12 protein-coding genes are annotated in these 12,067 nt (G+C 40.9%); all 12 read left to right on the top strand.

Annotated elements, in window-relative coordinates; all coding sequences use genetic code 11:
• Positions 1–75: 75 nt before the first annotated feature.
• The 12 genes from MKY18_RS11605 to cccA all read left to right on the top strand — a co-directional run bounded on the left by MKY18_RS11605 (position 76) and on the right by cccA (position 11,987).
• Positions 76–474, top strand: coding sequence for a cytidine deaminase (locus tag MKY18_RS11605; RefSeq protein ID WP_003217296.1), 399 nt, complete (start codon positions 76–78; stop codon positions 472–474).
• Entirely contained in the window at positions 467–1,372 is a 906-nt protein-coding gene (gene era / locus MKY18_RS11600; protein ID WP_065098416.1) for a GTPase Era, read from the top strand. Before MKY18_RS11605 ends, era begins: the two co-directional genes overlap by 8 nt.
• A gap of 148 nt (positions 1,373–1,520) precedes the next feature.
• Entirely contained in the window at positions 1,521–1,664 is a 144-nt protein-coding gene (locus tag MKY18_RS11595) for a YqzL family protein (RefSeq protein ID WP_065098441.1), read from the top strand.
• 34 nt (positions 1,665–1,698) lie between these two features.
• Complete coding sequence (recO, locus tag MKY18_RS11590; RefSeq protein WP_034661344.1) at positions 1,699–2,469, top strand: DNA repair protein RecO; 771 nt, start codon at positions 1,699–1,701, stop codon at positions 2,467–2,469.
• 329 nt (positions 2,470–2,798) lie between these two features.
• Positions 2,799–3,686, top strand: coding sequence for a glycine--tRNA ligase subunit alpha (gene glyQ / locus MKY18_RS11585; RefSeq protein WP_003217487.1), 888 nt, complete (start codon positions 2,799–2,801; stop codon positions 3,684–3,686).
• Complete coding sequence (glyS, locus tag MKY18_RS11580) at positions 3,679–5,724, top strand: glycine--tRNA ligase subunit beta (RefSeq protein WP_044139410.1); 2,046 nt, start codon at positions 3,679–3,681, stop codon at positions 5,722–5,724. The genes glyQ and glyS overlap by 8 nt, the downstream gene beginning before the upstream one ends.
• A 166-nt stretch (positions 5,725–5,890) precedes the next feature.
• Positions 5,891–6,529, top strand: a complete 639-nt coding sequence (locus MKY18_RS11575; protein WP_034620854.1) for a helix-turn-helix transcriptional regulator — start codon at positions 5,891–5,893, stop codon at positions 6,527–6,529.
• Positions 6,530–6,554: 25 nt separating this feature from the next.
• Positions 6,555–7,376: a pyruvate, water dikinase regulatory protein gene (locus tag MKY18_RS11570; RefSeq protein ID WP_044139409.1), complete on the top strand. Its 822-nt coding sequence runs from the start codon at positions 6,555–6,557 to the stop codon at positions 7,374–7,376.
• 261 nt (positions 7,377–7,637) lie between these two features.
• Positions 7,638–8,138, top strand: coding sequence for a YaiI/YqxD family protein (locus MKY18_RS11565; RefSeq protein WP_126740715.1), 501 nt, complete (start codon positions 7,638–7,640; stop codon positions 8,136–8,138).
• Positions 8,139–8,171: 33 nt separating this feature from the next.
• Complete coding sequence (gene dnaG / locus MKY18_RS11560; protein WP_106065602.1) at positions 8,172–10,001, top strand: DNA primase; 1,830 nt, start codon at positions 8,172–8,174, stop codon at positions 9,999–10,001.
• 201 nt (positions 10,002–10,202) lie between these two features.
• Positions 10,203–11,324 (top strand): RNA polymerase sigma factor RpoD, encoded by a 1,122-nt coding sequence (gene rpoD / locus MKY18_RS11555; protein ID WP_008342392.1) that lies wholly within the window; start codon positions 10,203–10,205, stop codon positions 11,322–11,324.
• 303 nt (positions 11,325–11,627) lie between these two features.
• The gene (gene cccA / locus MKY18_RS11550) at positions 11,628–11,987 is read left to right on the top strand and encodes a cytochrome c550 (RefSeq protein ID WP_044139406.1); all 360 of its coding nucleotides are present in this window, start codon (positions 11,628–11,630) and stop codon (positions 11,985–11,987) included.
• Positions 11,988–12,067 lie beyond the last annotated feature (80 nt).

The following is a 12,067-nucleotide window of genomic DNA, read 5'->3' as shown; positions in this document are numbered from 1 at the left end:
GTGAAAATGTCACGTGAATTATGTAAAATATAAATGTGACAGTGGGTCCATTTCTTCTGAAAGTGGGAACTAGGAATGAACAAACAAGAGTTGATTTCAGAAGCAGTTAAAGCAAGAGATTTTGCATATGTACCCTATTCAAAATTCAAAGTCGGTGCAGCATTGTTGTCGAACGATGGAAAAGTGTATGGCGGCTGCAACATTGAAAATGCAGCATATGGTATGTGTAATTGTGCGGAAAGAACAGCACTTTTTAAAGCCTATTCAGAAGGCATCACATCGTTTCAAATGCTAGCGGTAGTAGCTGATACAGACCGGCCTGTTTCGCCGTGCGGCGCATGCAGACAGGTTATTTCAGAGCTATGTGCACCTGACATGCCAGTGATTCTAACGAACTTAAAAGGACAAATATACGAAACAACAGTAAACGAACTATTGCCAGGCGCATTTTCACCGGAGGATTTAAATGACTAACGAAAGCTTCAAATCAGGATTTGTATCCATTATTGGAAGACCAAATGTAGGAAAATCAACCTTTCTTAATCGTGTGATTGGACAAAAGATCGCCATCATGAGTGATAAGCCCCAAACGACACGAAACAAAGTGCAAGGTGTCTTAACAACAAACACGTCACAAACGATCTTTATCGATACACCAGGGATTCATAAACCTAAGCATAAGCTTGGTGATTTTATGATGAAAGTGGCTACAAATACACTGAAGGAAGTCGACCTGATCTTGTTTATGATCAATGCAAAGGAAGGCTATGGCAAGGGTGATGAATTCATCATTGAACGACTCAAGCAAACATCTACACCGGTATTCCTAGTCGTCAATAAAATCGACCAAATTCACCCAGATGAGCTGTTCCTTTTAATTGATGAATACCGCACACGTTATCCATTTAAGGAAATTGTGCCAATTTCAGCTCTTGAAGGAAACAACATTGACACGCTTCTTCAGCAGGTTGAAGGTTATCTTCCTGAGGGCCCGCAATTTTATCCAGCAGATCAAGTAACAGATCATCCAGAGCGGTTTATTATTTCTGAATTAATTCGTGAAAAAGTGCTGCATTTAACAAGAGAAGAGATCCCGCACAGTATTGCAGTGGCGATTGAATCCATTAAGCCAGATGAAAATGGTAAGATCCATGTGGCGGCGACCATTGTCGTAGAACGTGATTCACAAAAAGGGATTGTTATTGGGAAACGAGGCAGCTTATTAAAAGAAGTGGGACAAAAAGCGCGCAGAGATATTGAAGCACTTCTCGGTTCAAAAGTGTATCTGGAGCTTTGGGTAAAGGTTCAAAAGGACTGGCGTAATAAATCCACTCACCTTCGTGATTTCGGATTTAGAGAAGACGAATATTAAAAAATCGTTGCTGTTGTCATAAAATCTGACAATGGTGCGGTTCGATTAGTAAAAATTGTTTATCATGAAATGGAGGTAGCTTGGTCAAGATATAATTAATATGTTGGATGTAGCGTTGCTGCTTCTAATAAAGAAAGGTGGGGTTTTTATGTTGAATTTTACATGGAACGTATTTTCACAAACAGGAAGCGTTGACACGTATCTGCTTTTCAAAGAGTTAGAAAAGGAGAACCTGGAAAGACCCGATATACTTGAAGAAGAGATAGCACGATTTGATTTTCCAATCTTATAATTCTTGACCCCTCCAATGCTCGGAGTGTAGACAAATGCTCATTAAAAGTGAAGGAATCGTCCTTAGAACAACAGATTATGGCGAAACAAACAAAATTGTCACGCTGCTCACTAGAGAACATGGGAAAATTGGTGTGATGGCAAGAGGCGCAAAAAAATCAAACAGCCGCCTGTCAGCCATAAGCCAGCCGTTTTTATACGGAACCTTCCTGATCCAATCATCAACAGGACTTGGAACGCTCCAGCAAGGCGAAATGATTGAAAGTATGCGAACCATTCGGGAGGATTTATTCTTGACCGCATATGCCGCATATATGACAGAGTTACTCGATAAAGGCACAGAAGAAAAAAAGCCAAACCCTTATTTGTTTGAGCTCCTGCTTCAATCTTTGCGTCATCTGAATGAAGGTACAGATGCTGATATTATCTTATTTATCGTAGAGGTCAAAATGTTATCAGTGATGGGAATGAAGCCCGAACTGGATCAATGTGTCCACTGTGGTCAAAAAGAAGGGCAGTTTCATTTCTCGATTAGAGACAACGGCTTTATTTGCCAAAATTGCTTTTCTAAAGATCCGTATAAACTGCCCTTATCTCCAGCAGCTGCAAGGCTGCTCCGTTTATTTCATTATTTTGATTTATCAAGGCTCGGTCAGGTTGATGTGAAACCGCAGACGAAACAAGAAATTCGTCAAGTGCTCGATCACTACTATGAAGAGTATTCAGGCCTTTATTTGAAATCAAAAAAATTCATGAATCAGATGGAATCCATGAAAAAGCTCATGGGTGGGGAAAACAAAAGTTGACATCTTTCATGACTTTTTGTAAGATCATCTAAGATAAAATATGTTGCATTGACAGAAAGAAGTACTTGCGCAGAATCCATAAAAGCGACCTTAGGGCGGTGTGAGCTAAGGATGGAGGCGTAACGAAAGGCATTCTTGAGCAACGTAAAACAAAGCGGCTGGATGCTACGATACCAGCAAATAGGGTGGAACCGCGGGAAAAACTCTCGTCCCTATGTTTGCAAGGAGCCTTGCGAGCATAGAGACGGGAGTTTTTGTGTTCTTTTGCGGGGTTCTAGACCCACCCGCCATACATAGCGGATGGTGTAGAAAAGATGGAGGTGCGATCATTGAATATTCAAGACATGATTTTGACGTTGCAAAAGCATTGGTCAAATGAAGGCTGCGTATTAATGCAGGCGTATGACACAGAAAAAGGTGCCGGAACGATGAGTCCATACACGTTCCTCAGAAGCATTGGTCCAGAGCCATGGAAGGTAGCGTATGTAGAGCCTTCAAGACGCCCGGCTGATGGCAGATATGGAGAAAACCCAAATAGATTGTATCAGCATCATCAATTCCAAGTGATCATTAAGCCGTCACCTGACAATATTCAAGAACTGTATCTTGAATCTTTGAAAGCGCTTGGTATTGACCCGCTGAAACATGATATTCGTTTTGTAGAAGACAACTGGGAAAACCCATCTCTGGGCTGTGCAGGGCTAGGCTGGGAAGTATGGCTTGATGGGATGGAAATCACCCAATTCACGTATTTCCAGCAAGTCGGCGGCTTAGAATGTAAGCCCGTTTCCGTAGAAATCACATACGGTATTGAACGTCTTGCTTCCTACATCCAAGATAAAGAAAATGTCTTCGATCTTGAATGGACAGACGGATTCACGGTGAGAGATTTATTCTTAATGGCTGAATATGAGCACTCTGTTTATACATTTGAAACATCTAATACTGACATGCTGTTTGATTTATTTACAACCTATGAGAAGGAAGCGCATAGCCAAATGGACAAAGGGCTTGTTCACCCGGCATACGATTATGTGCTCAAATGCTCTCATACGTTTAACCTGCTCGATGCAAAGGGCGCAATTTCTGTTACTGAGCGAACTGGTTATATCGGAAGAGTGCGCCAGTTAGCAAGAAAAGTAGCCAAAACATATTATGAAGAACGAGAAAAATTGGGATTCCCTATGCTAAAAGAGGAGGCGGCTTCTCATGAATAAACAGGATGTATTACTCGAAATCGGCTTAGAAGAGATGCCGGCTCGTTTCATGCCAGAAAGCACAAAGCAGCTAGGAGAGAAAGTAAAAGCGTGGTTTGAAGCGCAAAACATTTCATTTGAAGATGTTGCTCTATTTAACTCACCAAGACGTCTTGCTGTACTTGTGAAAGGTGTCGCAGAAAAACAAGAAGACATCAAAGAAGAAGCAAAAGGTCCGGCTAAAAAGATCGCGCAAGATGCGGAAGGCAATTGGACAAAAGCAGCGGAAGGTTTTGCCCGCGGACAAGGTGCTTCAACAGATGATCTCTATTTTAAAGAGATCAAAGGAGTGGATTATGTCCATGTCCAGAAGTTTCAAGAAGGAAAGCAAGTCAAAGACCTTCTGCCAGCATTAGGTGAGATCGCCGCTTCATTAAGTTTTCCAAAGAACATGAGATGGGGGAGCAAAGATTTACGCTACATCCGTCCGATTAAATGGATTGTTTGTTTATTTGGAGAGGAGATTGTACCTGCTCACATTGCTGGGGTGAAAAGCGGCCGCGAGACAAGAGGACACCGTTTCCTTGGTAAGGCAGCCATCATCGACTCGCCTGCTTCTTATGAGCAAACATTGCGAGATCAATTTGTCATTGCAGATTCAGATAAAAGAAAACTATCCATTACCGAGCAGCTAAATGCTCTATCTTTAGAAAAAGGTTGGGTGATTCCTGTTGATCCTGAGCTTCTAGAAGAGGTCAACAATCTTGTAGAATACCCAACGGTACTATCTGGTTCCTTTGAAGAAGAATTCCTTGCATTGCCGGAAGAAGTATTGGTAACTACAATGAAAGAGCATCAGCGCTATTTCCCTGTGAAAAATGAGCAAGGGGAATTATTGCCTCACTTCATTACGGTGAGAAATGGAAACAGTGAGGCGCTTGAAAATGTCGCAAGAGGGAACGAAAAAGTACTTCGTGCACGTTTATCAGATGCTGCCTTCTTCTATAAAGAAGACGAAAAACTAGTCATTGAAGACAATATTAAGAAGCTTGATAAGGTTGTATTCCATGAGAAACTTGGCACAATTGGCGACAAGCTAAAGAGAGTGACAGACATTGCGACGCGTCTAGCAGCGCATGTCGGTGCAGATGACGAAACGTCAGAGCGTGTGGCAAGAGCTGCAAGTATTTCGAAGTTTGACCTTGTGACTCAAATGGTCTATGAATTCCCAGAATTACAAGGAATCATGGGCGAGAAATATGCAAAAGCACTTGGCGAACATGAAGAAGTGGCAAAGAGCATCAATGAGCACTATATGCCGCGCTTTGCTGGTGATGAGGCGCCTTCCACTTTAATTGGTGCGATTGTGGCAGTAGCCGATAAGCTGGATTCTATTTGTTCCTTCTTCTCAATTGATGTCATTCCAACGGGCTCTCAAGATCCTTATGGACTAAGAAGACAAGCGAGCGGTATCGTTCAAATTCTGCTTGATCGTCATTGGAACATTTCATTCAAAGAGCTTTTGGCACTTGCTCAAGTAGAAGCAGCACATGAAACGGCTCTCATTGAATTTTTAACACACCGTTTAAAATATGTCCTCCAAGCAGAACATATCCGTCATGATGTTGTCGATGCAGTACTGGATGTTGAAAATATTGAACCTTATGCAGTCGTGAAAAAAGCAGCTGTTCTTGAAGAGAGCGTGAAACAAGAAAGCTTCAAAGAAACAGCAGAAGCATTAGGACGCGTCATTTCAATCAGTAAAAAAGGGGAAGACGCAGAAATTCAGCCTGAGCTGTTTGAAAATGAGCATGAGCAAAAGCTATATGAGGCGTATCAGCAAGTAGAGACAGCTGTCAAGGAACATGTAGCAGCAGGGCAATACAGCGTAGCACTTGATGCGCTTGATACGTTAAAAACACCGATTGTTCATTATTTCGATCACACAATGGTTCATGCAGATGATGAAAAGCTGAAACGAAATCGTTTGGCACAAATGGTCAAACTAGCAAAAGTCATTCAATCATTTGCGAATATGAACAATTTAATTGTAAAATAAATACCTAAGAACGGTTGCCTTTTTTGAAGGGCAATCGTTTTTTACTCATTTAATTCACGGTTTTTGAGTGGATTTTTGTTTCATTCGGACAAAGATGCGCTATAATATGATGAGTTATGAAAATGATATACATAAAGTAAAGATTCGCTCTCTCTATTTAAAGGTGGTGAGTACAATCGAGTTAAATAAACGGCAAGAGCAGATTTTACAGATTGTCAAAGAGAATGGTCCGATCACTGGAGAGCATATCGCCGATCGGCTGAACTTAACTAGGGCGACCCTCAGACCGGATTTAGCCATATTAACGATGTCAGGCTTTTTAGAAGCAAGACCAAGGGTCGGCTACTTTTTCACAGGGAAAACAGGTACGCAGCTTCTAGCAGATAAGCTGAAAAAACTTCAAGTGAAAGATTTTCAATCCATTCCAGTGGTGATACATGAGAATGTTTCAGTTTATGATGCGATTTGTACGATGTTTTTAGAAGATGTGGGCACATTATTCGTTGTGGACGATCACTCTATTTTAACAGGCGTGTTGTCAAGGAAAGACCTCCTTCGCGCAAGTATTGGAAAACAGGAGCTTCCATCTATTCCTGTCCATATTATTATGACAAGAATGCCGAACATCACCGTTTGCCGCAAGGAAGATTTCATTATGGGTGTGGCGAAGCACTTGATTGAAAAGCAGATAGACGCACTTCCTGTTATAAAAGATACGGATAAAGGCTTTGAAGTGGTCGGCAGAATTACGAAAACAAACATGACGAAAATACTTGTTAATTTATCGGAGAATGAAATAATCTAATTACAGAAGACTGCGAGGGGATGTTATGAGTAATCGCGTAATTTTTGTGGTATCAGATTCAGTAGGAGAAACGGCAGAGCTCGTAGTCAAAGCGGCACTTAGCCAATTTGATGGCGGCTCATCAGACCATTCAAATATCAGAAGAATCCCATATGTAGAAGATGTCGGTACGATTAAAGAAGTCATTTCACTGGCGAAAGCAGATAACGGAATCGTCTGCTTTACTCTTGTTGTGCCAGAAATGCGTCAATTCTTAATTGATGAAGCAGAAGCAAACGGAGTCGTTTATTATGACATCATCGGACCACTAATCGATAAAATGGAGACTGCTTATGGAAATGAAGCGAAACATGAGCCGGGGCGTGTACGTCAATTAGATGAGGACTATTTTAAAAAGGTTGAAGCCATTGAGTTCGCAGTGAAGTATGATGACGGCAGAGACCCAAGAGGCATTCTAAAGGCTGATATTGTGCTCATCGGTGTATCACGCACATCTAAGACACCACTATCTCAATACTTGGCGCATAAACGGCTGAAGGTAGCAAACGTTCCAATTGTTCCTGAAGTAGATCCGCCAGAGGAGTTATTTTCAGTTGATCCAAAGAAATGTATCGGTCTGAAAATCAGTCCAGACAAACTAAATCATATTCGTAAAGAGCGTTTGAAATCTCTAGGTTTAAATGATCGCGCGATTTATGCGAACATTGAACGGATTAAAGAAGAGCTAGAGTATTTTGAAAAAGTGGTGGACCGCATTAACTGTCAAGTTGTTGATGTATCGAATAAAGCAGTTGAAGAAACGGCAAATGTCATTCATCAAATGCTGACCAAAAGAGGTTCCGAATAAACTCAGGATGCTCCTCCTGGGTTTTTCCTATGGTGGGAAACGGGTAAACAAAAACAATGGCATATTTGCTGCATTTGTATTATAATAAAAAATTGTGATAAAATGATTGATTTTAGGTTTAAGTTAAGTCAAGAACGAATAAACTAATATTGGCAGAAGTCAAGTGATTCTGAACATAACTTTTCGACAAAATGAGTTTTACTGTTGTTTGCTATATGGGGGAAAAGTATGGTCTTTTTGCTTCTCTAAAGCAGGAATAAGGTGGAGGGATGGAGAATTAGTCACCTGAATGAACATAAACAAGAGAGGACGATTTATGTCGATGCAGATGCTTGTCCTGTAAAAGACGAAATCCTTTCTGTCGCATTTCAATTTCAAGTACCTGTGACATTCATTGCTTCATATGAGCATTTTCAAACCAAAAGATCTCCACTTGAAGATTGGCGGTTTGTAGATACACATAAGGAAGCAGCGGATTTAGTCATTGCGAACTCAGCTGCCGCGCATGATATTGTCGTCACCCAAGACATTGGTCTTGCCTCATTACTGCTTCCAAGACAGGTCATTGTACTGTCTGAAAGAGGACGGATGTACACGAACGAAACAATTGATTTTGATTTGGAACGCAGACATGTTTCCAGTAAACAGCGAAGAAAAGGTGTATATGGAAAAGGTCCCAAAAAGCTTTTAGAAGAGGATAAAAAGCGATTTATTACGCAACTACAAAAAATCCTGTCGAATCATGAAGGATTTTTGAATTAAAAGGCGAATAATGTACGACGGAGTGTTATTAGGATGAGCAAACGTATACCAGATGAACTTTTGGAGCAAATCCAAAAAAACGCAGACATTGTCGAAGTGATTGGAGAATACGTACAGCTTAGAAAGCAAGGTCGAAATTATTTCGGTCTTTGTCCATTCCATGGTGAAAATACTCCTTCATTCTCTGTTTCAGCAGATAAGCAAATCTTCCATTGTTTTGGCTGTGGTGCAGGAGGTAATGTATTTTCGTTCCTCAGACAAATGGAAGGCTACTCATTTATTGAAGCCGTTTCACATGTTGCTGATAAGTACCATATTGATTTGCCTGATCATGTAGCAAATGCTCAGATCAGCTCCTCACAGCAAGAGGGCACTGCAGATCATAAAATGATTGAAGCGCATGAGCTTCTTAAGAAATTTTACCACCATTTGCTGGTAAATACAAAGGAAGGTCAAAACGCACTCGATTATTTACGGGCGAGAGGCTTTACAGATGAAACAATTGCCAAGTTTGAGATCGGATATGCTCTTGACTCTTGGGATTTCGTGACCAAGTTTTTAGAAAAACGAGGGTTTGATCCTGCGATGATGGAGAAGGCCGGTCTTTTGATTCAACGTGAAAACGGAACAGGCTTTTTTGACCGCTTTAGGGATCGTGTGATGTTTCCCATTCATGATCATCATGGGACAGTCGTCGCTTTTTCCGGAAGATCGCTTGGTGATCAGCAGCCTAAGTATATGAATAGTCCTGAAACGCCACTTTTTCATAAAAGTAAGCTGCTTTATCACTTTCATGACGCGCGTATGCATATTCGAAAACGCGAACGGGCGGTTCTTTTCGAAGGATTTGCTGACGTCATCTCAGCTGTCACATCAGGTGTCGGCGAAAGTGTTGCAACAATGGGTACGTCTCTAACAGAAGAGCACGTAAAACTTCTCAGACGGAACGTAGAAGAGATCATCCTTTGCTATGACTCTGACACGGCCGGTTATGAAGCCACCATGAAAGCTTCAGATTTGCTTGGAAAAAGAGGATGTAAAGTTCGCGTTGCCATGATACCAGATGGACTTGATCCAGATGATTACATTCGTAAATATGGTGGCGAGAAATTTAGGAATGACATCATAGATGCAAGTGTGACATTAATGACTTTTAAGATGAACTTTTTCCGTAGGGGAAAGAATTTATCTGATGAAGGAGACCGGCTTACTTATATGAAGCAGGTACTCCGAGAAATTAGCCGATTAAACGGTTCCTTGGAACAAGAGATTTACATGAAACAGCTTGCTGGAGAGTTCTCGATCTCACTTGATTCATTAAAGGAACAACTGGAGCTGTTTGAAAAACAGCAGCGTCAAGAAGCCAAAAGCACGCAGGAAGAAAGCGGGCTTGAAAAACGGCGTGCACATCTGTCAACACAGGTACGAAGAAAGCGTCTGCGGCCAGCATATGAAAATGCAGAGCGAATGCTGCTTGCTCATATGTTAAAAAGCGATGACGTGATCCGAAAAGTACTTGACAGAGTAGGGATTGAATTTAATATAGATTCTCACAGGGCGCTGGCCACGTACATTTATGCTTTGTATGAAGAAGGCAAAGAACCAACGCCGCAGCACCTGATGAACCGTATAGAAGATGATATCATCAATCAACTTCTGACGGATATATTCATGATTCAAGTTGGAGACGAACTAAGTGAAGCTGAATTAAGTGATTATGTAAAAAAAGTGTTGAATCATCGGAATTTGTCAATGATAAAGGAAAAAGAACTAGAACGTGCAGAAGCGGAGAGGCAAAAAGATTTCTTCAAAGCGGCAACACTTGCAAAAGAAATTATTCAGTTGAACCGTTCGCTGAAGTAATACGTCTAATATTTATGACAAGACTTACGGCTGGCAATGAATCCTTTACGGGAGGAGCATAAGACCGCAAGCATCTTGCCTTCATCATTATTTATTTTATTCCTATTTGCTCATCTGTTTGATAAAGAGAGAAAAGCAGGGCGGAAGCAAATCGCAAGTTACTTTAGAATTCGTTGCAAGCTTTGGAAGGAGGGATCCATAATGGCTGATAAACAAGCCCACGAAACCGAAACTGAATTAACCTTTGAACAGGTGAGAGATAAGCTCACTGAAACGGGTAAAAAACGGGGCGTTTTAACATACGAAGAAATTGCAGAGCGTATGTCTAGCTTTGAAATTGAATCAGACCAAATGGATGAATACTATGAATACTTAGGCGAACAGGGTGTAGAGCTCATTAGTGAAAACGAAGAGACAGAAGACCCAAATGTTCAGCAGCTGGCTAAAGCAGAAGAAGAATTTGACCTGAATGATTTAAGCGTACCACCAGGTGTCAAAATTAATGATCCTGTTCGTATGTACTTAAAAGAAATCGGACGCGTCAATTTGTTATCTGCTAAAGAAGAAATTACGTATGCTCAAAAGATCGAAGAAGGCGATGAGGAATCAAAAAGAAGATTAGCGGAAGCAAACCTTCGTCTCGTTGTCAGCATCGCGAAACGCTACGTCGGTCGTGGTATGCTGTTTCTAGACTTGATTCAAGAAGGAAACATGGGTCTTATGAAGGCAGTTGAGAAGTTTGATTACCGCAAAGGATACAAATTCTCAACATATGCGACTTGGTGGATTAGACAGGCGATCACGCGTGCGATTGCCGATCAGGCAAGAACAATCAGGATCCCGGTTCATATGGTGGAAACCATTAATAAATTGATCCGTGTTCAAAGACAGCTTCTGCAAGACCTAGGCAGAGAACCAACGCCAGAAGAAATTGCTGAAGACATGGATTTAACGCCAGAAAAGGTTAGAGAAATTCTTAAAATTGCGCAAGAGCCTGTATCTTTAGAAACACCTATTGGTGAAGAAGATGACTCGCACCTTGGTGATTTTATTGAAGACCAAGAGGCGACATCTCCATCTGACCATGCTGCATACGAATTGTTGAAAGAGCAGCTTGAAGATGTATTAGACACGTTAACGGACCGTGAAGAAAATGTACTGAGACTACGTTTCGGACTAGATGACGGAAGAACACGTACGTTAGAAGAGGTTGGAAAGGTGTTCGGCGTCACAAGAGAGCGTATCCGCCAAATTGAAGCGAAAGCTCTGCGTAAATTAAGACACCCAAGCAGAAGTAAACGATTAAAAGACTTCTTAGAGTAGAAACTGGACGGATCTTGAAAGAGATCCGTTCTTTCTTCATCAAGAATGAAAACGCTTTTTTCAATCTGATTATATTTTACTGAATAAATAATGAATTTGCAACGTTCTTAGAGAAAAGATGTATAAAAAATACATCAAAATGTGCTGAAGGCTTCATTTCTCATCTTTGCATCATTTTTGTCTAATCTGTGAACTTGACCAAAGTTTTGTATCATAATTCGTTTACTTTTTGTAAAATTAAAGTAGAATTAGAATTGTTTGTATAGTCTTAAAGGGGTTTTCACAAAGGGGAGGATGAAAGAAATGAAACGGAATCCACTTATACCATTTTTATTGATTGCCATTTTAGGGATTGGACTCACTTTTTTCTTATCAATGAAGGGGCTGAAAGATGAAGACAAAATCGCCTCTGGAGGCGAGGAGCAAAAGCAAGAAGAAACAGCAAATGCGACGCCGGAAGAATTGTATAAACAAAACTGTCTGAGTTGTCACGGGGAAAACTATGAAGGCGGTGCAGGTCCTGCATTAAAAGGTGTTGGAGACAAGCTTGAAGTGGCCGACATCAAGAAGAAAATTCAAGAAGGCGGCAATGGGATGCCAGGCGGGCTGATTCCAAATGAAAAGCTCGATGAAATGGCGGAATGGGTGTCTAAAATTAAATAATCTTACACAAAAAGCTCTTTTTCATCAGAAGAGCTTTTTTTCATTTGAAAACGACTTTTAATTTATATAAGATAGACAAG

Source organism: Bacillus sp. FSL R7-0672 (assembly GCF_038601465.1).
Classification (GTDB): Bacteria; Bacillota; Bacilli; order Bacillales; family Bacillaceae; genus Bacillus; species Bacillus pumilus.
Note: the sequence above shows the minus strand (reverse complement) of the source record. Positions and strands in the feature narration are given on the sequence as shown.